Consider the following 24735-nt stretch of genomic DNA (forward strand, 5'->3'; position numbering starts at 1 on the left):
TAGGCTTTCCAATTTAGAAGGGTTATGCTGTATTTGATATCAATATTAATCAAAAAAATGAAAAAGCACAACGATGTAACCATTTCTTTTTCTAAAAGACACCATTTTGGTTGTGTGTATAGAGAATATCAACCAGAGGATATAGAAGTTTTAAAAAGAGTAGGAAAAAGAATCCGTTTTCTACGTGAAGAAAAAGGAATGTCTCAACACGACTTATCCATTGAAGCCGATATTCCAAAAACTCAAGTGGGTCGGGTAGAAAGAGCAGAAAACAACACCAGTTTGGTCACTTTAAACCGTATGGCCAAAGCATTAGAAGTTCCTTTACACGCGTTATTTTTGCAAGAAGATTAAGAGTCCTTCACTCACCATTACCCTTAATGCATGACCAGCTACCTGCTGGTAAAAGAAATCACAAGATTGCATGTTGTGTCCAACAGAGGTAAAAAAGTATTGGGTACAAAACAAAAAAAATCGCAACTATTTAAAAATAAAACAGTTACGATTTTCAGTTGGCCCACTAGGACTCGAACCTAGAACGACTGGACCAAAACCAGCTGTGTTGCCAATTACACCATGGGCCATTTACCAAACTTGTACCGAACACGTAAAATTTTCAAACACGTGATTCGGTATTAGAGCGTGCAAATTTAAAACAAACTTTGGTTTCGACAAATAATTTGACAAGAATCCAACCTTATTTTTTTTACCAAGCACGTTGTTAAAGCTTTTCCAAAATTCAATAGTCGTCTCTACTATATTTACTAAATTCGCCCCAACTTGGTAAACGCCAGCTTTATGTTTGCAAAAGACTTCAAGAAATGGGACACCATCTTAGGATGGGTTTCCTTTGCCATCGCATTTATTGTTTATGCGCTAACTGTTGAACCCACAGGTAGTTTTTGGGATGCCGGGGAGTATATTACCACCTCTGCCAAATTGCAGGTGGGCCACCCTCCCGGAGCTCCGCTATTGCAAATGATCGGTGCCTTTTTTGCCATGTTCGCCTTTGGCGATGCATCCAAAATTGCGTTGATGGTGAATGCCGTTTCCATAGTTTCAAGTGCTTTTGCAGTGCTTTTTACATTTTGGACCATTACCAATCTTACCCAAAAGATGATTTCCAAAAAGAAGGCCATTACAAATAGTAAGGCCATCGCCATTTTTGGAAGCGGGTTGGTAGGTGCCTTGGCTTTCACATTTTCTGATAGTTTTTGGTTCAATGCAGTGGAAACAGAAGTGTATGCCATGGCCAGTTTAATTATGGCCCTTTTGTTGTGGTTGGGCCTAAAATGGGTCGACAATTTGGAAGAGCCAAGAGGCAATCGGTGGCTATTGCTTATCTGCTTTTTGATCGGGCTCACTTTTGGGATACAATTTATGGGCTTTTTGGCTATTCCCACCATAGGGCTCTTGTACTATTTCAAAAAATACAAGAAAACAACGATCAAAAACTTTTTGTTGGCCAATATCCTGGTAGTGGCCATATTAATGTTGGTCTATAAATTTTCATTGACCTATGTATTAAAACTGTTTGGTTGGAGCGAGGTGTTCTTTATCAACAGCATAGGCCTTCCCTTTAATTCCGGTACCATAATAATGGGACTACTTTTTGTAGCTGCCTTTTATTTTGGACTCAGATATACCCGAAAGAACAATTTCCAGACCGGAAACACCATAGTGTTATGTTTAATGTTTCTGATTCTTGGTTTTTCCTCATGGTTAATGTTGCCCATTAGGGCCAATGCAAATACCGTGGTAAACGAAAATGACCCGTCGGATGCACGTTCCCTTTTGGCCTATTACAACCGTGAACAATACCCAGGGGTGGAAAGTCCATTTTATGGGGCCTATTATTCTGATGCCTTTGCCCCTGCCGGTGAGGACAAAGATGATCGCCCAAAATATGAAAAGGATGAAAAATTGGGCAAATATGTAATTGTCAATAATTATAAAAATGCCATCCAAGGGCCCAATGAAAAACATGTTGGGTTACTTCCAAGACTATGGAGCGATCAACATGCCGAAAATTACATGCGTTATTTTGGCGTACTGGAATTCCGGATCAAATCAGAATATATCTCCAATAACGATCTTAGGGAGGCTGTGGCCCAATTTAAAAGTGCCTATGCCCAAGGTGAGTTGGATTCAGAACAGTACATTCGGTTTTTACGTGAATTTGGGGATTATATTGAAGTGGAGCCCCCAACTTTGGGCCAGAACCTTCGTTACATGTTCGAGTTCCAGTTTGGCTATATGTACATGCGCTACTTTATGTGGAATTTTGTTGGAAGACAAAATGATGTGCAAGGCAGGTACGATGAAAACGGAAACTGGCTCAGTGGTATCGGTTTTATAGACAGCCTGCGACTGGGAAGTCAGAACAACCTGCCCAGTGATTGGGAGAACAATAAAGGCAGAAACACCTATTTCTTTTTGCCCTTGCTATTGGGAATCATTGGAATGGTTTTTCAAATCTCTAAAAACCCGAAGCATTTTTGGGCACTCTTTGTCTTTTTTATGTTTACCGGTTTGGCTATTCAGTTCTACACCAACCCATACATTTTTCAGCCTAGGGAACGTGATTATTCTTTAGTGGGATCATTTTACATCTTCTGTATCTGGATAGGCATTGGGGTCTATGGCCTTTTTGACGAATTCAGAAAACTGTTATCCGCAAAAATAGCGGCCCCCGCCATTACAACACTATGTCTTTTGGCGGTTCCGTTGTTGATGGCCTATCAAAACTGGGACGATCATGATCGTTCAGGTAGATATACCGCAAATTCCACGGCAAAAGCTTATTTGGATTCCTGCCAGGAGGATGCGGGAGCCATTTTATTCACCATTGGGGACAACGATACCTTTCCGTTGTGGTACGCCCAAGAAATTGAAGGACACCGAACAGATGTCCGTACGGTAAACACCAGTCTTTTTGCCACAGATTGGTACATTGACCAAATGAAGCGAAAGGCCTATGAAAGTGACCCTATTCCTTCGCAATTGACGCATGACAAATATCGATATGGTTCAAGGGATGCAGTCTACTATCAAGGCGTAACCGAAAACAGGTGGAACATTAAGGACTTCATGAACTGGATCGGGAGCGACAAACCTCAGACCAAGTACAAATATCTTTTGGAAAAACAAGGAGCCGATATCAGCGAAGTTCCTGAAGGAACCTTAAATATCATTTATTACCCTACCAACAAAATCAGGATTCCCGTCAATAAAAAGAACGTTTTGGAAAGTGGTCTGGTCAAAGAAAAAGATTCCGCTTTAATTGTGGATTATATAGACATTGACCTTCCAAAAAGTGCCCTGCCAAAAAATAGGATTCTAATGTTGGACCTTATAGCCAACAACGACTGGAAAAGACCCATTTACTTTTCCGGAGGGAGTTTTGACAGTGCCGAGTACATCTGGATGAAAGAATACCTTCAACTGGACGGACTGGTTTACAAACTTGTTCCGATAAAAACTGAAAACGAGAGTTCCTTTGAAATGGGGCGTGTTGATAGTGATTTGATGTACGACATTGTTAAAAAATGGGATTGGGGCAATTCTTCTAGCGATAAAATTTACCATGATCCACAGACCCGCTCACAAGGATTGTCTTTCCGAAGTAATTTGGCCAGATTGATGGAAACTCTAATTGCTGAAAACGAAATCGAAAAGGCCAAGGACGTCATAGACATTGTTATGACCAATATGCCCGTTGAACATTATGGTTTTTATGCCTTTGTAGAACCTTTTTTAGATGGTTATTATAAGGTTGGGGAAACTGAAAAAGCTAGGGCCCTTTATGAAAAGTTAAAGAAAATATATCAAGAGCGTCTGGAATATTATGCAGACGTACCTTTGGATGAGCAATACGAAAAAATAGATGATATTTTGGCCGATATGCAAGCCTACCGCAGGAATATTGATATCCTTATTGAGAATGAGGATAGGGATTTGGCAGAATCAGAGACCATTATCTTTAATGAGTATATAGACAAGTTCTCTCAATTTGTTGGAGAAGAAGAAGATGTTTTTGAAGAACCTACGCTACCCGACCCAGATTTGGAGGATTCCATTCCTTTGGACACTATTGGCGAAGTACCAGATTCAGCTGTGGTTGAGCAATAGTAGGGTTGGTTTATTGGATTTCTGGATTGTTGGACATTACACTTCCGACTACCATTATTTTATTCTGAATAAGGGTAGCGATTGAAGAATCCCATATACAGATTTGAGATTTTTTGTTTTGCTCAAAATGACATGCCTAAGTCTCCTCAAGGGGACAATAAAAAAGAGCCCCTAAGGGCTCTCTTCGCTAACTTTAAATCCCTATCAATAAAAAAGATTACTACAGCTAAAGTATTCTGTTATAGCTAAAGAATATCATCAGAATTGACCAATGCCCCTTTTGAGTTGACGGATGGCAATTATATTACCCTATTGTTAAATTATTTGGAAAAATAAGAAGTGTTGAGGCAAGGGTTAGGAAAAGCAACAGAAAGCTAAAGACTGGTACCATTAAGATAATTGCTCGCCATCGCTGTTCAACAAGCGAGTAACGAGCATCCCATAACGAACAATCTGCTAAATATATTCGTTTAATATTCCAATAAGCGTATTGGCATCTTGCTCCCCACTCTGGCGCCAGACCATCTCCCCTTTTTTGTAGATCATTAAGGTAGGCAGTCCTTTGATTCGTAGCGCCTGTGAAAGCTCTTTGTTTTTATCAACATCAATCTTAATCACTTTCCCTTTGTCACCCAATGCGGCGGCAACATCGCGCAATACAGGGTGCATGGAAGTGGATTGATCATTCCATTCTGCATAAAAGTCCAGCAACACTGGTACTTTTAAATCTATAAGTTCACCAAATTTGGACATGTATACTTGTTCAGTTTACCTACCAAAAGTAAGAAAATTTGTTAAAATTTGACTCAAGCCAAATTTCATAGAGAAAAGAATGGCGTTAAATTTAGGTTAAACCTTTCTTTTTAAGGGTAATTACAGTGATTTCCGGCCAAATACCCACACGTCCCGGATAGCCAATAAATCCAAACCCACGGTTTACATTTATATATTGCCCTAACTCTTTGTAAATACCGGCCCAGTATTTATAACGCCATTTTACCGGACTCCATTTAACCCAACCAGGAATTTCAACTCCAAACTGCATTCCGTGGGTATGTCCGCTCAAGGTCAATTGAAAGTGATAGTCATCTTGGAGTACCACATCTTCCCAATGGGAAGGATCATGGCTCATCAAAATTTTAAAATCCTCTTTGGAAACCCCAGCTTTGGCCTTTTCAAGATCACCTGCTTTTTTAAAACCTCCGCGGCCCCAATTTTCAACACCTAAAAGTGCTATCCGCTGCCCATCCTTTTCCAAGTATCGATGGGTATCCAACAACAAATCAAAACCAATTTCCTTTTGAAGATTTTTAAGGTCTTCCAGATTTTGAGCCTTGGCCTCTTCCGAAGGCCACGAAGCATAATCTCCGTAATCATGGTTCCCCAAAATGGAAAACTTGCCATCTTTCGCCTCCAAAGTGGCGAACAAATCGGCCCAAGGTTCCATTTCAGAACTTTTATCGTTTACCATGTCACCAGTAAACAAAATCACATCGCTTTGTTGCTTATTGATCAAGTCAATTCCATAGGCTACTTTCTTCCTGTTGTCAAAACTGCCACTATGCACATCGGAAATCTGGGTAATCTGGTATCCATCAAAAGCATCGGGAAGGTCGTCAAACTCTAGTGCATACTTCAACACTTTATAATTGTATTTGCCCTTGTACATTCCATAGAGCAAAGCACCAAATGGCAAGGCTGCTATTCCTAAGGCTATACCACTAATAAATTTTCTACGGGAAGGAAAAAACTGGGTTCGTGTTTCGGAAAGACCAGCTATTTTATTATAACCAAACACAAATAGTCGTACGATATCTTCAAGCAACAAGAAGATTCCAAACACCAATCCCAACAACAGGAAGGCAAAGAAAATACCTCCCGCATTAGCAATTTGGCCTCGTGCCCCATCCCCTGGAACATAGTTTAGCGCGCGTATCGCAAAGTTGGCCAACGCAGCTAAAAAAAATAATCCGTAAGCCCAGTGTAGCCATACGTTTTTAAAGAGCGTTTTAAAACCCTGAAAACCATAAATGGCAGAGATAATATATATGATGGATATGATGATTAAAAATCGGGTCATTCAATTTTTTTTGCAAAGATATTTCTTTAGTTCTGGAACTAAGCCATTTAGCGTTTATTTAACGTGACCTACAATTTGACGAACCTTATCCAAGTTTGTTACAGCGATTTCGTCTTCTCGTAAATGGGTTGCAGAATTCATTGGGATTTTTTCTGAAATGGGAACTTCATTTCCAAATGACGTCCCAGAAAGGTGAATCGCATTCAATCCAACTTCAACAAACTTTTCACAATTGTCTAGTCGAACTCCGCCACCCGCCATTACAGCACATTTTTTTGAAATCCCATTTAATTCTTGAAGCAAATCCAGCCCCTTTTCGGCCGTGGTTTGTTGGCCGGAGGTCAAAACATAATTTACTCCTAATGATTCCAGCTGTTGAAATGTTTCCTTTGGATTTGAAACCCAATCAAAAGCGCGATGGAACGTAAATTTCGATGGTCTCGATGCTTCAATCAAAGCCTTGGTTCGTTCCACATCCAAATTGCAATCGGCCAGAAGCACCCCTGAGACAATTCCATCCACACCATTTTCAACACAAAAGGCAGTATTTTTTAGCATTACCTCAAATTCTAAATCGGAATAGGTGAAATGACCACTGCGTGGTCTGATCAAAACATGGACTGGGATATCCAATCTTTCTCGGACCATCTGAATCAATCCATGAGAAGGGGTTATTCCTCCAACGCCCAACTCACTGCAAAGCTCAATTCGGTCGGCCCCGGCCTCTTGCGCAACAAGGGCAGATTCCAACGAATTGGCACAAACTTCTACAAGCATATTGCTATCTTTAGCGAGATTAAAAATAAACAACCAAATCATGCAAAGACGCAAATTTCTTAAAAAATCCAGCCTTACCACCGCAGGACTTATATCAGCTCCTGTTCTGGCCTCATGCAAAACCGAAAACAAACCTGAAATGGCTGCATCTGCCATCACCCCTGCAATAAAACCTATTGCCATTTGCACCTGGAATTTTATGAATGCCACTGCCAAAGCTTGGGAAGTGCTCAACGAGGGTGGAAATGCCCTTGACGCCGTTGAACAGGGAGTTATGATAGAGGAGGCTGATGTGACCAACGAAACTGTGGGCAAAGGTGGTCGCCCTGATCGGGATGGCAACGTGACTTTAGATGCCTGCATCATGGATAAAGATGGTAATTGCGGCTCTGTAGTGTATTTGCAGAATATTGCGCATCCAATCTCCGTAGCACGAAAAGTGATGGAAGAGACGCCCCACATTATTTTAGCGGGAAAGGGCGCTGAGCAATTTGCCTACGAACAAGGTTTTAAAAAAGAAGATCTCTTTACGGAGAGCACAAGAAAGCAGTATGAAGAATGGAAAAAAACCTCCAAATACGAGACAACCATCAATATTGAAAACCATGATACCATTGGCATGTTGGCCATTGATGAAAAAGGCGATATTGCCGGAGCATGTACCACAAGTGGTATGGCTTACAAGGTAGCTGGGCGCGTTGGGGATTCCCCAATCATTGGAGCTGGGCTTTATGTGGACAACGAAGTTGGTGGAGCCACTGCAACAGGTGTAGGTGAAGAAGTCATCCGCACCGTAGGCAGTTTTTTAATTGTGGAACTGATGCGACAGGGAAAAAGTCCGCAGGAAGCCTGTGAGGAAGGGGTAAAAAGAATCATGAAAAAGAACGAAGGCCGTAAGGATTTCCAAATTGGTTTCTTGGCCATCAACAAACAAGGTGAAACCGGAGGGTATTGTGTGCATCCTGGGTTTACCTATCGGGAATATTCCGAAAAAGGACATGAAAATAGACAAGTGGAGAGTTTTTATCAAGATTAGGTCTAAGATATCAGAATTGAGATATGAGATTCAAGAATCTAGATGTCTTACGTCTCCCATCTAAGAGCGAAGCGGTCTCAACTCTAACATCTTTTTTCTACCTTTAAAAACTGTTCGATTAATCAAACTTCTATTTCTAATTTCACACTTCTAACCTAAAAAAATGTCTGATCAGAAACGACTTTTTCTTCTTGATGCTTACGCTTTGATATTCCGGGGCTATTATGCCCTTATCAAAAACCCAAGGATTAATTCCAAAGGAATGGACACTTCTGCCATTATGGGATTTGTGAATTCCCTTTTTGATGTGATCAAGCGTGAAAAACCAGATCATCTAGCAGTATGTTTTGATAAGGGGGGCAGTGTGGAACGCACCGAACTTTTTGAAGAATACAAAGCCAATCGTGATGAGACACCAGATGCCATCAAAATTGCCGTACCCTACATTCAAGATATTTTAAAGGCCATGCAAATTCCCGTGGTGGAACTGGCAGGGTATGAAGCTGACGACATTATAGGCACCCTGGCCAAACAGGCCGAAAAAGAGGATTACAAGGTCTTTATGGTTACTCCGGATAAGGATTTTGGTCAATTGGTCTCTGAAAATATTTTTATGTACCGCCCTGCACGGATGGGCAATGGAATTGAAATTTGGGGCATTCCCGAAGTACAAAAACGTTTTGGGGTGGAACGCCCAGAACAAGTGATTGATTATTTGGGGATGATGGGAGATGCCAGTGACAATATTCCAGGACTTCCCGGAGTTGGTGATAAAACTGCCAAAAAATTCCTTGCCGATTTTGGAGACATGGAAGGTCTTTTGGCCAATACGGACCAATTGAAGGGCAAAATGAAGGAGAAAGTGGAGCAAAATGCCGAATTGGGTCGACTTTCTCGAAAATTGGCAGAAATCAAAATCGATTGCGATGTTACCTTCAATGCGGATGATTATGAAATGTCCGAACCCGATGGAACAAAAGTGCAGCAGATATTTGATGAACTGGAGTTTAGAAGGCTGAAAGATCAGTTTATTAAAATTTTCTCTGAAGAAGAAGCTCCATCAGAAACAAGCCCGGCCACTCCCAAAACTCCTGAAAAACCACAAGTGGCAGGTAGCGGGCAATTTAGTTTGTTTGGTGGAAGTCCAGCCGATGCTCCGGCAACCATCAAAGATGCCAACAGCAGAGACACCATTTCAGATGTTTCTCATTTGTACCAAAGCATTCAACCTGGCCTGGGGCTCAAACTATTCATTGAAAAACTGATGCAACAAACTTCGGTTTGTTTTGACACAGAAACCACTTCCATCAATCCGTTGGAAGCAGAGTTGGTGGGTATTGCTTTTAGCTGGGAGGCTAAAAAAGGGTTTTATGTTCCCATTCCGGAAGAGAAAGAAGCGGTTATGGAAATTTTGGAACAGCTCCGTCCTTTTTTTGAATCGGAGGACATTGAAAAAGTGGGGCAAAACCTAAAATATGACATCAAGGTAATGAAAAGATATGGGGTTGAGGTCAAAGGAAAACTGTTCGACACCATGTTGGCACACTACCTCATCAATCCAGATATGCGCCACAATATGGATGTATTGGCAGAAACTTATCTGAACTATACCCCTGTTTCCATTACCGAACTTATTGGTAAAAAAGGCAAAAACCAGCTCAGCATGCGCCAGGTTCCTTTGGAAAAACAAACGGAGTATGCTTCTGAGGATGCTGATATCACCCTGCAACTGGCCCATCATTTTAGACCGGAACTGGAAGCCGCCAAAACGGATGAACTTTTCCAAAATATTGAAGTTCCCCTACTGCGGGTACTTGCCGATATGGAAACCGAAGGCATCAATCTGGACAAAGGTTTTTTAAATGCTCTTGCTGAAGATTTGAACAACGATATCAAAAACCTGGAAACCAAAATATATAAAGAAGCTGGACAGGAATTCAATATTGCCTCACCCAAACAATTGGGCGAAATCTTGTTTGATAAACTAAAGCTGGTCGACAAACCCAAAAAGACCAAAACAGGGCAGTATTCTACTGCGGAAGATGTGCTTTCCTATTTGGCCAAAGATCATGAAATCATTCAAAATGTATTGGACTTTAGGGGGCTTAGCAAGCTAAAAAGCACCTATGTGGATGCTCTACCGAATGAAGTGCAGGAACATAGTGGTCGCGTACATACCGATTATATGCAGACCGTGGCCGCGACTGGTAGATTGAGCAGCAACAATCCAAATTTACAGAACATTCCGATCCGTACAGAACGAGGACGACAGGTACGTAAGGCTTTTATCCCCCGCGATGAGAATTACACTTTGTTGGCGGCAGATTATTCCCAAATTGAGCTTCGCATTATAGCGGCCTTAAGTGAAGAAAACACCATGATCGAGGCTTTTAAAAATGGGGAAGATATTCATGCTTCCACTGCCTCCAAGGTCTTTAATGTCCCCATTGATGAAGTAACCCGAGAGCAGCGTGGGAATGCAAAGACCGTAAATTTCGGAATCATTTATGGGGTTTCGGCCTTTGGATTGAGCAATCAAACCGATTTGAGTCGTACCGAAGCCAAGGAACTTATTGAAACCTATTATAAGACCTATCCCAAATTGCGAAACTACATGGGCGAACAGGTCGACTTTGCACGTGATAATGGCTATGTACAAACCGTTTTGGGTCGAAGACGATATCTGAAAGATATCAATGCAGGTAATCAAGTGGTGCGTGGTGCGGCTGAACGAAATGCCGTGAATGCTCCGATTCAAGGTAGCGCAGCGGACATTATTAAAATTGCCATGATCAATATCCATAAAAAACTTACCGAAGGCGGGTACAAGACCAAAATGTTGTTACAGGTGCATGATGAATTGGTATTCGATGCCTATAAGCCAGAGTTGGAAGAAGTAAAGGAACTCATCAAAACCGAAATGGAGAATGCCTATACGCTTGCGGTTCCGTTGGATGTTGAAGTGGGGATTGGTGATAATTGGCTGGAGGCGCATTAATTTAATCGCCAAGTATGTTTAAATTTTTCAAGGAAGTTTTTATTCATTTTTTTAATAGCAATACCTTTCAAAAAGGAGCTGCTCTGGCCTACTATGCGGTGTTTTCCATTTTTCCCATCATTATTGTTTTAATTTCGGTATTGGGAATGGTCTTTGGAAAACAAGCGGTTGCCGGTGAGATTTTTGGACAATTAAAAGATGTTTTGGGCAATGATGCCGCTTTGCAGATTCAGGATATGATAAAAAATCAGCATATCCAACATAACTCAGTTTGGACCACCATTATTGGGTTTGTAACACTTGCTTTGAGCGCTTCAGGTATGCTTAACCAAATACACAATGCCTTTAATGCTATTTGGGGAATCAAGGCAAAACCCAAAAGCAGTATCCTCAGATATTTCACCAAACATTTGGCCTCGTTCGCAGTACTTATTTCTCTATTTTTTATTTTATTGACAAGCACCCTAGCAAATTCCTTTCTCGTCAAACACAATGCAAACCTGCATCCTGATTATAAATTTTCGTTGCTTTACGAACATCTCACCTCCTTTGTTATTGTCTCCCTCATGTTTGCCGTCATGTTCAGGTTTTTGGGTGACACCAAAGTGCATTGGAAACCTGCGTTGTTAAGTGGTTTGTTTACTGGACTTCTCTTTGTCCTCGGAAAAATTGGAATAGGAATGTATTTGGGGAAGGCCCATCTCTCCACAACCTTTGGTTCGGCCAGTGTTTTGGCCTTAATCATGCTTTGGGTGTACTATACCTCGCAGATTATATTTTTGGGAGCGTCCTTTGTGAAAATTTTGAGTGATAAAATGAATTATCAGATCTTACCCAATAAAAATGCGATTAGAATTGAACATATAGAGGTTTGATCTAACATTTTATTCAAAATGCCTATACCAATAACCTCCTCTCTTTTTTGATTTATTTAACATACACTATTCTGACTATCAGGTAATTATTTTTAAATTGATTAAAATCCAAAAGGAATGGAAAGACGCGACTTTATTCATACTTCGGGCCTAGCTTCTTTGGCATTGGGTCTGGCACCCTTATCAGCCTGTTTAAATTCTGACAGTGGATTAAAAATTCTAGTTCTTGGAGGTACAAACTACCTAGGCCCGGCAATAGTTAATCAGGCCCTTGCTATGGGACATGAAATTACTTTGTTCAACAGGGGAATTACCAATCCTGACCTTTATCCAAACTTGGAAAAACTAAAGGGCAACAGAACTATCGAAAAGGAAGATCTAAGCGCTCTTGAGGGGGATAGAAAATGGGACATCGTAATAGATACCTGGACGGCAGACCCCAGAATGATCAATAAATCAACCCAACTACTAAAGAACCGTGTAAAAAAATATGTTTTTGTCTCATCAATTGCAGTTTACAAGGACAAAACCGTGGTTGGAATAACAGAAACATCACCCCTACATGAAGTTACCGAATTCAAACCTGGAATGTCTTATTATCAATCCAAGGTGCTTTGTGAAACAGCTGTCAAGAACGCATTCCCTGAAAATCATGTTATTGTTCGTCCGCCAGGAATATTTGGAAAACGAGATGAAAGCTGGTCCCTAGTCTATTGGTTATGGCGGGTTAGAGCCGGTGGCCCTGTTCTTGCCCCGGGAGATGGAACCGATTTTGTGCAATGGATAGATGTAAGGGATGTGGCCCATTTTTTACTGCATGCTATGGAAACCAACCTAAATGGAATCTACAACACCATCGGGCCAACGAAGGAACCCTTGGTTTTTAAGGAATTTCTAGAACGCATCAATACGCACTTTGGCAATCGGGCAGATTTTATCTGGGTAGATGATGAATTCTTGGCTGAACAAAACCTTAGACCCATCGTAGATATTCCCATTTGGGAACCAAAAACTGGAAGGGCGGGCAGGCATACCATGAGTGCGAAAAAGGCCATACAAGCTGGAATGTCATTCACACCCATGGAACAAACCTTTGATAGTGCGCTTAATTGGTACGATTATGTAAAATCTTCTTCCACCGATCCCGCTATTGATAAAAGTAGGCCCTTTAACGGTATTACCCGAACTAAAGAGTTGGAACTTTTGGAGATTTGGAAGGATAAAATAGCCAGTTGATTCTTCTCATTATAGTGAAATGTAAAAAACCGCTAAATCGAATTTAATAATTGTTTCCTATCTGATTCAGCACCCTTAAAAAGGTTTCAAACTCTTCCGTATCCAAACCTTTAATAGCCTGTTTCCGCAAAACTCGGGCATGGGGTTCAATCTTTTCGATTACTTCTTTTCCCAAAGAGGTCAGTTCCAGTTTAAAACGCTTTAGATCACCATCGAAACGGGTTTTGGCAATCCAGCCTTTCTTTTCCATTCCACCAATAACGCGAGAAGTTGTGGCACGGTTCCTAAAATTGGATTTTACAATATCCGATTGTGAAACATCCTCGCCCAATTGATATATACGGTAAAGAATTACCCATTGCTCAATGGTAAGATCAATCCCCAACTCCTTGAACTTTCTCAAGTAGGCATCCTGCACCTTGCGGAGTACTAAATCCAAGTGCAGTCCAATTCCGGATATTTCATCAATACGATTGAGCATAAATTTTCTTTTGTCACATCGAGCGCAGTCGAGATGTGATCCAGTAATTATCCCGTCATTTCTTGACTGCGCTCGAAATGACACACAATTTTAACAATAATTTGTTCGTCCCCTGTCAAAAATCATTTCAAAATTACTATTTTTGTTGCATCAACAACAATTATTTCGATAACTAAAAAATATAATCCCTATGGAAACATCAACATTGACCCAAGCACAAGATGAGGTCAAAGACTTTATGCCCATCAACGGCACCGACTATTTGGAGCTCTATGTAGGCAATTCCAAACAGGCCGCTCACTTTTACAAGACCGCTTTCGGATTTCAATCTTTGGCCTACGCAGGTTTGGAAACGGGTTTAAAAGACCGTGAAAGTTATGTGGTGGTCCAGGACAAGATTCGTTTGGTATTGACCTCTCCTTTAAAAAGTGGAACCGACATAGGTCGTCATATAGATCAACATGGAGATGGCGTTAAAGTAGTAGCTCTATGGGTGGACGATGCCACTTATGCGTACAATACTGCCATTGAAAGAGGGGCTAAATCCTATATGGAGCCACAAACCGAGGAAGATGAAACTGGAAAAATTGTTCGCTCGGGGATATACACGTACGGAGAGACTGTGCACATTTTTGTGGAGCGAAAAGACTACCATGGCATCTTTATGCCCGGTTACAAAAAATGGGAGACACCAGAATACAATCCTTCACCCATCGGTTTAAAGTTTGTAGATCATATGGTGGGCAATGTAGGTTGGAACAAAATGAACCATTGGGTGGATTTCTATGAAAATGTACTAGGATTTAAACAAATTCTTTCTTTTGATGATAAGGACATTTCAACGGAATACACTGCTTTGATGAGCAAGGTAATGAGCAATGGAAATGGAAGAATCAAATTCCCCATCAATGAACCCGCTGAAGGAAAGAAAAAATCGCAAGTTGAAGAGTATCTCGATTTTTATGAGGGTGAAGGTGTACAGCACATTGCGGTGGCAACAGACGATATCATCACCACTGTTAAAGAGTTACGAAGCAGAGGTATTGAGTTTTTGACCGTACCTGATGTTTACTATGACTCTGTATTGGACCGTGTGGGCAAAATTGATGAGGACATTGCTCCTTTGAAGGAGTTGGGTATTTTGGTTGACCGTGATGATGAAGGGTATTTACTTCAAATTTTCACTCGACCTGTAGAACCAAGACCCACCATGTTCTTTGAAATTATCCAAAGAAAAGGTGCAAAATCCTTTGGAAAAGGTAACTTTAAGGCACTGTTCGAAGCCATTGAGCGCGAACAAGAAATAAGAGGTACGCTTCATTAGAGAATACTTTATCGTTCAATATTTATTGAACTTATTTTTCAAGCTTGAGTTTGAACCTAAAATATTGATTCATGCCTATCTATCATAAACTCGGAAAAATTCCGCAGAAAAGACATGTCCAGTTCACCAAACCCGATGGAAGTCTCTACTATGAGCAATTGTTTGGCACCATAGGTTTTGATGGGATGTCTTCATTGCTCTATCAGCACCACAGGCCTACACAGGTCAAGGAGATTGGTGAAGCAGTTGATATGAACCCAAAAATTGCGGTGGAGAAAAACATCACCTCAAGAAAACTGATCGGGTTTGATGTGGCACCAAAAGACGATTTCCTGGAAGCCAGAGAACCTCTTTTGGTGAATAGTGATGTCCATATTGGATTGGCCGCTCCCAAAAAATCATTGACATCCTACTTTTACAAAAATGCGGACGCCGATGAAATGCTGTTCATTCATAAAGGATCGGGAACGTTAAGAACCTTTGTAGGGAATATTCCTTTTGAGTATGGGGATTACTTGATTATTCCACGTGGGATGATCTATCAAATTGAATTTGATACCGAGGACAATCGAATCCTGTATTCTGAATCTTTTCGTCCAATTTACACTCCAAAACGATACAGAAATTGGTTTGGACAATTGTTGGAACACTCCCCATTTTGCGAGCGAGACTATAAATTGCCGCAGGATTTGGAAACACACGATGAAAAAGGGGATTTCTTGATTAAGGTGAAAAAGCAGGGTATGTTGCACAGTCTTGTTTATGCTACCCATCCTTTTGATGTTGTGGGCTGGGATGGATACAATTATCCCTATGGATTTTCCATCCATAATTTTGAACCAATTACCGGCCGTGTTCACCAACCACCTCCAGTGCACCAGACTTTTGAGACGGATGCTTTTGTTATCTGCTCGTTCTGTCCAAGGTTGTACGATTATCACCCAAAGGCTATTCCTGCGCCCTACAATCACTCCAACATAGATTCTGATGAGGTACTCTATTATGTGGATGGAGATTTTATGAGTAGGACTAATATTGCACAAGGCCACATTTCGTTGCATCCGGCTGGAATTCCTCATGGCCCCCACCCTGGGACTTATGAGGCAAGCATTGGCAAAAAGGAAACGTTGGAACTGGCCGTGATGATAGACACCTTCAAACCATTACAGGTAACCGAAAATGCGCTTAAGATTGATGACGGCAGTTATTATAAATCTTGGGTAGAATAATCCATAAACACAAAATGTCATTCCCGTGAAAATGGGAATCCAACTAAATAAAAACAGATTCCTGCCAAAGTTTATGCTGAGCTAGACGAAGTACAGGAATGACATAACATATAATATGATCATAAACATACCTGAAAACTCAGATTTTTCAATTCACAATATTCCCTTCGGGATTTTTTCAACCGCAGACCGAAGCCCAAGGGCCGGAGTAGCCGTTGGTGAACACATTCTGGATTTGGTCGCTGTGGCCGAACTTGATGTATTCGATTTCAATACTGCCGTACTTGAAAAAGAAGTGCTCAACGATTTCATTTCCCTTGGAAAATCCATTACAAATAGGGTTAGAAAGGACATTCAACATTGGTTACAAGATGATGAATCGGTTTTGGCCGGTAAGCCAGAGCTTTTTGTCCTTCAATCCGAAGCACAGATGCATATGCCGGTTTATATTGGTGATTATACCGATTTCTATTCCAGTATAGAACATGCCACCAATGTGGGCACAATGTTTCGTGATCCGGCCAAGGCATTAATGCCCAACTGGAAACACATTCCCGTGGGATATCATGGTAGGGCCAGCTCCATCGTAGCTAGCGGGGAAGACATTCATAGACCAAAAGGCCAAACGCTTCCCAAAGATTCGGACACCCCAATTTTTGGACCTTCGCAACGATTGGATTTTGAGCTTGAAATGGGCTTTATCACTGGAAAAAATACTGCCCTTGGCGAATCCATTTCCACAGGCGATGCTGAAGACTATATTTTTGGAATGGTATTGCTCAACGATTGGTCGGCCCGTGATATTCAAAAATGGGAGTACGTTCCCCTTGGTCCATTTTTGGCCAAAAATTTTGCATCCCATATTTCCCCTTGGATTGTGACTTTGGAAGCTTTGGATCCCTTCCGCGTTTCTGGGCCGGAACAAAATCCTAAAGTGCTCCCCTATTTGGAATTTTCGGGAGAAAAAAATTACGACATCAAACTTGAAGTTGGGATATCCCCTGAAGGAAGTGAAGAACAGGTAGTTTGTCATTCCAACTTTAAATATATGTACTGGAACATGGCCCAACAATTGGCACACCATACAGTGAACGGATGCAACATTAATATTGGTGACCTTTATGGCTCCGGCACCATTTCTGGGAAGGAAGAAAACTCGTATGGCTCTATGTTGGAATTGGCATGGATGGGTACAAAGCCCCTTAAAATGAAAGATGGTAGTGAACGTAAATTCATTCAAGATGGAGATACGGTGATCATGAGAGGTTATGCAGAAAAAGATGGTAAACGTGTAGGTTTCGGTGAAGTTTCAGCAAAGGTGCTTCCAGCGAAATAGGTTTTATCTTTACGCAAACTAAAGAACATAATGTCTGCAATAAAAACCATAGATCCAAAAGCTATTCCACAACCCGAATTGCATGCATATTTGCTCAATGCGGTAGCACCAAGGCCTATTTGCTTTGCAAGTACCATTGATTTGGAAGGTAATGTGAATTTGAGTCCCTTCAGTTTTTTTAATGTGTTCAGTTCAAATCCACCTGTGATGATTTTTTCTCCTGCACGAAGTGGAAGGGATAATTCGTTGAAACATTCACATCAAAATGTAAAGGAAATACCTGAAGTGGTCATCAATATTGTAGACTTCCCTTTGGTGGAACAAATGTCACTTTCCAGCACTGCCTATGAAAAAGGAGTAAACGAATTTGTAAAATCTGGATTGACAGAAGTTCCCAGCGAGAAGGTTCGACCTCCCCGTGTTGCCGAAGCCCCAGTTTCCTTTGAATGCACCGTGACCGAAATTATTGAACTTGCAGACACACCAGGAGCGGGAAATCTGATTTTTGCCAAAGTAGAACTCATTCATATTAATTCTGAATTTTTGGATGACAGCGGAAAATTGGACCCGCTAAAATTAGATTTGGTGGGCAGAATGGGTGGCAGCTGGTATACCCGAGCAAGTGGAGATTCGCTGTTTGAAATACCAAAACCCATCCGAACAAAAGGTATTGGCGTAGATCAATTGCCAGAAGGTATCCGAAATAGCGATGTGCTTACCGGAAACAATCTTGGGCGATTGGGAAATATGGAACAGCTTCCAACCAATGGAGATGTTGAAGAAATTGGTAAGGATGATGAAATCCAAATGCTATCCAAAAAACTGAAAGGCAATCCAAATAAATTGAAAAAGGAACTGCATTGGGTAGCACAACAAGTCTTAAACGAAAACAACACTAAAAAAGCATTGGCCATATTACTATATGCCGAAAAAATAGCTTAATGAGCAACGGAATAGAATCTATTTTCAAACCTTATCTACAGCCTAAAAAAGCCTACGAGGGAGGCAAAGGCATTCCACCCAATGGCGGACAAAAAATCTACAAGCTTTCTTCAAACGAGAATCCTTTGGGGCAATCTCCCAAAGCAACAGAAGCTTTGATTGCTGCTGCCAAAAACGTGCATATTTACCCTGATCAAACCGATATACGTTTACGTGAAGCCCTTGTGGAGGACTTTACTGGCGAACTTGATAAAGATCAGTTTATTTGCGGAAACAGTGGCTCTGAAATTATTGATATGATTTTGAGAGCCTTTATCAACGAAAGCGATGAGGTCATTTTTTCCAATCCCTGTTTTTTACCCTATTCCGTTTTCTCAAGATGGTATGGCTCCAAACAGGTAGACGTTCCCTTAAGGGAACCTGACTATGCGTTGGATGTGGAAGGAATATTGAATGCCATAACGGATAGAACAAAAATCATTTTTCTCACTAGTCCGAACAACCCAACAGGCACCTATATTCCAAAAGTTGTTTTGGATGACTTCTTATCTCGAATCCCAAAAAATATTGTGGTGGTGCTTGATGAGGTTTACCGTCACTTTGCAGATGCAGAAGATTATGTTTCGGGCTTAGCATACGTAAAAGAGGGTCACAACCTAATTGCGATTAATAGTTTTTCCAAAACGTACGGTTTGGCTGGACAGCGAATCGGGTACTGCTACACCACCCACAAAATAGCGCAGTACATTAGGCAAATTCACAAACCTTTTCTATTACCACACACCTCAACAGAAGCAGCGATAGCGGCATTACGGGATAAAGAATTTATTGAACAAACAGTCAAAACAGTATTAGAAGGTCGTAAATTTCTTGCCAAGGCTTTTGATAAGCTCGGTATTAAGTATTGGCCTTCTCAAGCCAACTTCTTTTTGGTGAATCCTCCGTTACCAGAATTTGAGTTTACCGATTTCTTAATGCAGCAGGGCATTATGGTTAGGCCGGTCTCTCAATTTGGAGCACCAGGAAAAGTTCGAATAACAATTGGGACACAGGAAGCAAATGAGTTTTTGATCAAGGCATTGACAAAACTTAAAGGGAATGGCTAATTTGAAACCCTAGTACCATTCCAGTTTTCATACCAAGAAGTATTACCCTTACTCCTCCATTTGCCTTTAAATGAGGAGCCATCAGCAGAAAAGGTGAAAACGAAATCACCAGAACCACTGGTTTGCGTCCATTTGCCCGTCAATACCAAACCTTTCAATGAGCCTGTGACCTTTGCCTTTCCCTCATAGTAAGTCCCTGTAACCGAACCTCCTGAATGTCGAAGTATAATTGGACCCCATCCAGTATTGAATGTTCCACTTACCGAAAAAGGAGGCACCTCACAGGGCGATAATTTATAGGTGCCATCAGGTTCATCGCCAAAATATCGACCATAGGTTCTTCTTAAAGCGGAAGCTTCATTCCAGGTTAGACTTGTGCCCACGGCTCCCATGGTTCCGTATGATAAATTCGCAACAATATTCAGGTCACTCATCAAGGCCACTGTATAAGTCACTTGACAAGGGTCCATACCAGGAGCTAGTTTTTCGCCTATTCCGGAGGCGTATACCCCCCAAATTGGAGCATTGGGATCTTGGGCAAAAGTGGTTCCATAGAAAAGTGCCACGCTGACTATAATTAGTGATTTAATATTCGTTTTCATTTGATGGATTTTTGAAACATATTTTTAAAAATTGTCAAGGTCAGGTTTAACGGTTACCGTAACATCAACGGTTATACCTACTTTGAAATCCACAGGATTATGTGAAATGGTACCAAAATAGCGAATCGCAATACTCGGAATTCCTTTGGACAAACCTTCTTCCAACTCGCTAAAATCATCTTCAAGGACGAATCCGTCATTTCTAAAGTCGGCATCGGCAATATTGACATTGGTATCCAAAATTTCATATGAACGGGTAGACATTGTATTGACATCAGTAAAAGAAAACCCTGCCTCTATCACAAATGCCTGTTCATTTCCCTGAAAATCTTGATAAGAATATCGGATTCTATCTATTTTCACCTTTGTAATTTCGTCCCTACTGTTGATAACCTCTGCTATATCAGGATCGGAATGAATGTTATAGGTTGCTATTTCGGTGACAACAGTAATCGGGTCAGTAGGTTCGCTTACCGCTGTCTCGCTTATAATTTCCAAATCACCTGCAAATGAAATGGTGACATCAAATTCTTCTTCAATCAATTCTTCCAATTCTTCGCAGCCCATAAGTGGCAGTACAAAAAGTAGAAATAAAAATGGTTTTAGCTTCTTCATAATTAAAATCTTTATTTGAAAAATCAATAAAATGTATCCCACTGAATCCCATTGGTCTCACTATGACAGTATACAATCATGAGTTCGTTTCCAGGAGGTTCAAGCTGCTCATCAGAGATACCATTGAAAATAAATGGAATGTTCGCCTCGGCAATTGGATCCTCCGAAGAAGGGAAAAACACTTTCACATTGATAGATTCGTTGTCCCTTACCAAGCCCAGTGACTTTCTACTTTCCATAGTTGGGGCCAAGTCAAACGATTCTTGCCTTTCGTCAGGATATGTGATTACAAAGTTGAAGGTAAGCCCAGCTCCGTTGCAGACATTCGTTCCCGAATTCAAAAAAACAGCAGAAAATTGGGCTTCCCTGAAATCATCAATTTCATCTTCTTCACAAGAGAACAGCAACATCAGTAAAAAAAGTAGTGGAATTTGTTTCAAAGCTTTCAAATTTCTATTAATAAATCAGATATCAACTTGTGCCGTTAGCGTAGCATCAATGGTCACATCAACTGTAAATTCTACGGGGTTGTCAGAGACACTGCCCTCATATTGCAATTCAATTCTACCGATAAGAAGGTCGTTCAAGGCTGAATTGATATTGGTAAAATCACCCTCGATCAAATAGAGTGTATTATTGGCATCCGCTACTGCAAGATTCACTTGGGGAGTATCAAAACTACTTGGCGGCCCGACAAACACCGGAATCAGAAATTCTGCTGCTACCACGGCATTTTCATTGCCTTCCACATCTTTATAGAAATATCTTATTCTATTTATTTTAATTGATTTCAGCTGGGTACGGTCATCCGTAACATCATCAATTTCAGGTGCTGTCCTTAAATCAATAGTCACACCTTCCGCAAAATTTACAGCCTCTTCAGGGCTCGCGGCCGGTTGCACATCAACCGTAATAAAACGGGTGAATGAAACATTTACATCAAACTCTTCTTCAATCAATTCTTCCAATTCTTCACAACCCATTAGAGGCAATAAAAGCAGTAGGAATAAAAATGGTTTTAGCTTCTTCATAACTGACTGATATATAAGTTCTAATCGCAAGCTAAAAGCATCTGTAGCAAAAAAAAATACCTAATGTTAGGTATTTGTCTTCTACTGTATACCAAATACATTGCGGTATGAAACCACAATTATTGCTTTTTCTTTTGGTATTTGGCATTCATCCAGTATTGGCCACCGAACCTCCTAAAGAATCCTTGGGAGACATTATAAAGAAGGTACGTGATATGTACAATAGAGGAATCGAAAGAACAACCATAGCAAATTACATTACCGAGACTGTTGATGACAATATTAAAAGCACCAACAATGAAGAACTATTTGAAGACCCATTGAATTGGTTTAGGTTACTGGGTGAACGCAACTTGAACACAGATCTTAAAAGTGAAGCATATAACGATATCGCCAACGTGGCTTGGACAACTGGTCTGGGTAACTGTGAGGAAAATTCAGCTATTGTCTACTACATCCTACAAAAAGCTGGCGTGAAAGAACACGTTCGCATTGTACGTACCGAAAGACATAGTTTCACGGTTTGGGATATTCATCCCTCAGCACGAATTGATAAACCAAATACTTGGGGAGACAATGCCTTGGTGGTCGACCCATGGTTAGGCAGAAACATTACCAGGGAAGAAGTAGAGACCAATAGATGGTTTATGAATAACGACCCTAACGCAGAAGTTGTAGACCATACTACTTTTTCGGATCCAGAAGCAGACTCTTGGAACAGAATCAATGCGCTCTATAATAGGGAAAACAATATCAAACCTGATCTAGAAAGGCATAACAATCATGACGAGGATTGTTTTATAGCCACGGCGGTGTATGGAGATCCCAATGCGCCCAACATCCAAAAATTAAGGGTATACCGCGATACGGTTTTAAAAAGAAACCCATTGGGAATCGCTTTTGTGAACACCTATGAAACGGTTGGGCCGGTTTTCGCCTTTTTTATTCGCAACGATGAGGAAAGAAAAAAGTGGGTGCAGAAAAACATCATTGAATATGCGGTTCGTATCGCATCCGAACACCAATAAACCTTAAGAATGAGAATATTTCTAAAGATATTGACACTTTTGACCATACTAGCAAGTTTTTACCTGCTTGTTCCCGCATTTGCCGCCTTCAAATCTATAACCACAGACCCCGAAGGGTGGATGGGGGGTGTAAGTGCAGAAACCACTATGGTTTGGTTTGCCATAATCATTTTGGGGTTTGGGTTTCTGGGTTTTACCAGTTTTCTGGCACTCATGGGTTGGCTGTTTGGCAACACCAAGAGAATTGCGGCATTCTGGTTGTTCAAACTTCCAGGTATTCTAGGGATTGTTCTGAGCAGTTTTTTGGCACTGGCGCTTTACCTATGGAGTATAGATTGGGGACGTCACATTTTTGTAATCGCACTCCTTATAATTCCTTTTATCATTTATACGCTATTCGGAAATCACATTCGAAAATCGAATCCCAAAAAATTACAAAAAGATGGCCTATAAAATCGATTTTTCTACCCTTAGTGACTTTGCTTTTGCCATTTCATCGCCAGAAAATTTCGATACCATCACCGAATGGATGGACAATCGTTTTACAGGACTTCCCCTTTTTCATAAAAGTGTCCATCTAAAAGTGAGGCGATATCATAAAATCATAGCGAGTGAAGGGAACAAATTAGCACTTCCTGAATTCATATATAAAATGGCCTCTCCCCACTTGAGTGATTGTTTAGACATCCTTTTAAAATATATTCAACGGGAAGAGGGCATCAAAAATTTTGGGTTATTGTATCTATCGGTTAAACTTATGCCTCATTTGCTCAAGCAAGAAATCAACAGATATAAAACTCATGGCAGGTCAATATCAGATCTAGTGACATGGATGGGAACCCAAATTGAAGTTCCAATTGTACTGGCAGTAGCTTCTCGAAAAACCGAAACTTATTATGAATCATTGGCTATAGGGCTAAGGGGTATCGACAGCTATGCCAGCGCATTGACACTTTGCCCTTCCGAACACTCCAATGAGTATTTAATGCATGCCGGACTGAATGTTCATGCGTCTCTCAAATATCTTGATCATATCATCCCAAAATTTGCAACTGCAACACATTGTAAGTTGCTACCAGAAGGGTTTTTTAGTCGATACATCAGAAATTACTTGATCCCTGAACGGCAGGATATTGTGAGAACTCTTTGTGAATATGTATTCAATGGTTGTCGAAAAAAAGAACATTTTTCATATCCTTCAAAAATACAGCTACTGCATGCCAATAATGCAATGCACTGTTGCTAAAACCTATTAAAATGACTCTGCGATCAGTCCTTTTATTTTGTTTTTTCCATTGGTCAGTATCCAATTTTGGTTTTCAAACGGATGGTTCGGATACAAATCATCTACAAAATGAAGATTTTGAATTGGTCAAAGATGTTCACAACATTAAGATATATCACAAAGTCAACCGTAAAAAAGGATACATTGAGTACAAGGCCACCACTATTTTAGACGAATCCGATATGGAAAGGGTACTCAATTTCTTTGTGGATTACCAAAGTCACCCCCTTTGGGTTTACAACTGTATTGAGTCCAATATTGAAAAACATAATGGCAAGACCTATCTATATCAAATCTGTAAATCCCCCTGGCCATTAAAAAACCGAGATCTGAGCGTAGCGGTGGAAACCCAAAAAATCGATAATAGTACGGTAACGGTCAATTTTGTTTCACGACCCAATGCACTTGAAAAGAATACAGGGAATGTAAGAATCGAAGATTTTTACTCAAGCTGGTTGGTGCAACAATTGAAGGATAAGGTAATGGTGACGGTTTATGCCAGTTTTGACCCCAAACTTTCAATGGGAAATTTTATGTTGAAATCCTACACCACCAAAATTCCGTTTGAAACCCTAAAAAACCTAAAAGCACTGTACCCGCCAAAAATGTGATATATTTAATAC

The 24735-nt window shown here is 40.7% G+C and carries 23 protein-coding genes and 1 tRNA gene; 15 read left to right on the forward strand and 9 right to left on the reverse strand.

Annotated features, from left to right (window positions below):
• Positions 1 to 57: 57 nt before the first annotated feature.
• Positions 58 to 354 carry a helix-turn-helix domain-containing protein gene (locus ACOQO1_RS10515; protein ID WP_420602833.1) on the forward strand — a complete coding sequence of 99 codons (297 nt, stop codon included), beginning with the start codon at positions 58 to 60 and terminating at the stop codon, positions 352 to 354.
• A gap of 158 nt (positions 355 to 512) precedes the next feature.
• Here the strand turns inward: ACOQO1_RS10515 and ACOQO1_RS10520 are convergent.
• Positions 513 to 584: transfer RNA gene (locus ACOQO1_RS10520), tRNA-Gln, on the reverse strand.
• Positions 585 to 798: 214 nt separating this feature from the next.
• Here ACOQO1_RS10520 and ACOQO1_RS10525 point away from each other — a divergent pair.
• The gene (locus ACOQO1_RS10525; RefSeq protein ID WP_420602834.1) at positions 799 to 4131 is read left to right on the forward strand and encodes a DUF2723 domain-containing protein; all 3333 of its coding nucleotides are present in this window, start codon (positions 799 to 801) and stop codon (positions 4129 to 4131) included.
• Positions 4132 to 4587: 456 nt separating this feature from the next.
• Here the strand turns inward: ACOQO1_RS10525 and ACOQO1_RS10530 are convergent, their stop codons facing one another.
• From ACOQO1_RS10530 to ACOQO1_RS10540, 3 genes are all read right to left on the reverse strand, one after another.
• Positions 4588 to 4884: a thioredoxin family protein gene (locus ACOQO1_RS10530; protein ID WP_097046517.1), complete on the reverse strand. Its 297-nt coding sequence runs from the start codon at positions 4882 to 4884 to the stop codon at positions 4588 to 4590.
• A gap of 91 nt (positions 4885 to 4975) precedes the next feature.
• Positions 4976 to 6211, reverse strand: coding sequence for a metallophosphoesterase (locus ACOQO1_RS10535; RefSeq protein ID WP_420602835.1), 1236 nt, complete (start codon positions 6209 to 6211; stop codon positions 4976 to 4978).
• A gap of 54 nt (positions 6212 to 6265) precedes the next feature.
• A complete protein-coding gene (locus tag ACOQO1_RS10540) occupies positions 6266 to 6988 on the reverse strand; it encodes a copper homeostasis protein CutC (RefSeq protein WP_420602836.1) in 723 nt (240 codons plus the stop codon).
• A gap of 40 nt (positions 6989 to 7028) precedes the next feature.
• Here ACOQO1_RS10540 and ACOQO1_RS10545 point away from each other — a divergent pair, with 40 nt between their 5' ends.
• From ACOQO1_RS10545 to ACOQO1_RS10560, 4 genes are all read left to right on the forward strand, one after another.
• Positions 7029 to 8024, forward strand: a complete 996-nt coding sequence (locus tag ACOQO1_RS10545; protein WP_420602837.1) for an isoaspartyl peptidase/L-asparaginase family protein — start codon at positions 7029 to 7031, stop codon at positions 8022 to 8024.
• A gap of 163 nt (positions 8025 to 8187) precedes the next feature.
• Complete coding sequence (gene polA, locus ACOQO1_RS10550; RefSeq protein ID WP_420602838.1) at positions 8188 to 11022, forward strand: DNA polymerase I; 2835 nt, start codon at positions 8188 to 8190, stop codon at positions 11020 to 11022.
• A gap of 14 nt (positions 11023 to 11036) precedes the next feature.
• On the forward strand, positions 11037 to 11897 hold the full coding sequence (locus tag ACOQO1_RS10555) for a YihY/virulence factor BrkB family protein (RefSeq protein WP_420602839.1): 861 nt from the start codon (positions 11037 to 11039) through the stop codon (positions 11895 to 11897).
• A 117-nt stretch (positions 11898 to 12014) separates the two neighbouring features.
• Positions 12015 to 13133 (forward strand): NAD-dependent epimerase/dehydratase family protein, encoded by a 1119-nt coding sequence (locus ACOQO1_RS10560; protein WP_420602840.1) that lies wholly within the window; start codon positions 12015 to 12017, stop codon positions 13131 to 13133.
• Positions 13134 to 13176: 43 nt separating this feature from the next.
• On the opposite strand, the gene ACOQO1_RS10565 is transcribed toward ACOQO1_RS10560, so the two are convergent.
• Positions 13177 to 13614 carry a MarR family winged helix-turn-helix transcriptional regulator gene (locus tag ACOQO1_RS10565; protein WP_420602841.1) on the reverse strand — a complete coding sequence of 146 codons (438 nt, stop codon included), beginning with the start codon at positions 13612 to 13614 and terminating at the stop codon, positions 13177 to 13179.
• 190 nt (positions 13615 to 13804) lie between these two features.
• On the opposite strand from ACOQO1_RS10565, the gene hppD reads away from it, so the two are divergent.
• The 5 genes from hppD (at position 13805) to hisC (ending at position 19551) form a co-directional block, all read left to right on the forward strand.
• Positions 13805 to 14938: a 4-hydroxyphenylpyruvate dioxygenase gene (gene hppD / locus ACOQO1_RS10570; RefSeq protein ID WP_420602842.1), complete on the forward strand. Its 1134-nt coding sequence runs from the start codon at positions 13805 to 13807 to the stop codon at positions 14936 to 14938.
• Between the two features lie 71 nt (positions 14939 to 15009).
• The gene (locus ACOQO1_RS10575) at positions 15010 to 16167 is read left to right on the forward strand and encodes a homogentisate 1,2-dioxygenase (protein ID WP_420602843.1); all 1158 of its coding nucleotides are present in this window, start codon (positions 15010 to 15012) and stop codon (positions 16165 to 16167) included.
• A 115-nt stretch (positions 16168 to 16282) separates the two neighbouring features.
• Positions 16283 to 17503, forward strand: a complete 1221-nt coding sequence (gene fahA, locus ACOQO1_RS10580; protein ID WP_420602844.1) for a fumarylacetoacetase — start codon at positions 16283 to 16285, stop codon at positions 17501 to 17503.
• Positions 17504 to 17533: 30 nt separating this feature from the next.
• Positions 17534 to 18445 (forward strand): flavin reductase family protein, encoded by a 912-nt coding sequence (locus tag ACOQO1_RS10585; RefSeq protein ID WP_420602845.1) that lies wholly within the window; start codon positions 17534 to 17536, stop codon positions 18443 to 18445.
• A complete protein-coding gene (gene hisC, locus ACOQO1_RS10590) occupies positions 18445 to 19551 on the forward strand; it encodes a histidinol-phosphate transaminase (RefSeq protein WP_420602846.1) in 1107 nt (368 codons plus the stop codon). Before ACOQO1_RS10585 ends, hisC begins: the two co-directional genes overlap by 1 nt.
• Here hisC and ACOQO1_RS10595 read toward each other — a convergent pair.
• From ACOQO1_RS10595 to ACOQO1_RS10610, 4 genes are read right to left on the reverse strand one after another with little or no spacing between them, the layout of a single operon-like run.
• Positions 19548 to 20153: a hypothetical protein gene (locus ACOQO1_RS10595; protein WP_420602847.1), complete on the reverse strand. Its 606-nt coding sequence runs from the start codon at positions 20151 to 20153 to the stop codon at positions 19548 to 19550. The genes hisC and ACOQO1_RS10595 overlap by 4 nt on opposite strands.
• A gap of 24 nt (positions 20154 to 20177) precedes the next feature.
• On the reverse strand, positions 20178 to 20768 hold the full coding sequence (locus ACOQO1_RS10600; protein WP_420602848.1) for a hypothetical protein: 591 nt from the start codon (positions 20766 to 20768) through the stop codon (positions 20178 to 20180).
• A 23-nt stretch (positions 20769 to 20791) separates the two neighbouring features.
• A complete protein-coding gene (locus ACOQO1_RS10605; protein WP_420602849.1) occupies positions 20792 to 21208 on the reverse strand; it encodes a hypothetical protein in 417 nt (138 codons plus the stop codon).
• A gap of 24 nt (positions 21209 to 21232) precedes the next feature.
• Complete coding sequence (locus tag ACOQO1_RS10610) at positions 21233 to 21799, reverse strand: hypothetical protein (RefSeq protein WP_420602850.1); 567 nt, start codon at positions 21797 to 21799, stop codon at positions 21233 to 21235.
• A 107-nt stretch (positions 21800 to 21906) separates the two neighbouring features.
• On the opposite strand from ACOQO1_RS10610, the gene ACOQO1_RS10615 reads away from it, so the two are divergent.
• The 4 genes from ACOQO1_RS10615 to ACOQO1_RS10630 are packed head-to-tail and all read left to right on the forward strand — an operon-like array spanning position 21907 to position 24723.
• Positions 21907 to 22827 carry a CFI-box-CTERM domain-containing protein gene (locus ACOQO1_RS10615; RefSeq protein WP_420602851.1) on the forward strand — a complete coding sequence of 307 codons (921 nt, stop codon included), beginning with the start codon at positions 21907 to 21909 and terminating at the stop codon, positions 22825 to 22827.
• 9 nt (positions 22828 to 22836) lie between these two features.
• Positions 22837 to 23280 (forward strand): hypothetical protein, encoded by a 444-nt coding sequence (locus ACOQO1_RS10620; RefSeq protein WP_420602852.1) that lies wholly within the window; start codon positions 22837 to 22839, stop codon positions 23278 to 23280.
• Positions 23270 to 24073, forward strand: coding sequence for a hypothetical protein (locus ACOQO1_RS10625; protein WP_420602853.1), 804 nt, complete (start codon positions 23270 to 23272; stop codon positions 24071 to 24073). The genes ACOQO1_RS10620 and ACOQO1_RS10625 overlap by 11 nt, the downstream gene beginning before the upstream one ends.
• 11 nt (positions 24074 to 24084) lie before the next feature.
• The gene (locus ACOQO1_RS10630; protein ID WP_420602854.1) at positions 24085 to 24723 is read left to right on the forward strand and encodes a hypothetical protein; all 639 of its coding nucleotides are present in this window, start codon (positions 24085 to 24087) and stop codon (positions 24721 to 24723) included.
• Positions 24724 to 24735: the final 12 nt, after the last annotated feature.

The sequence above is a fragment of the Flagellimonas sp. genome (assembly GCF_965222555.1).
Lineage (GTDB): Bacteria > Bacteroidota > Bacteroidia > Flavobacteriales > Flavobacteriaceae > Flagellimonas.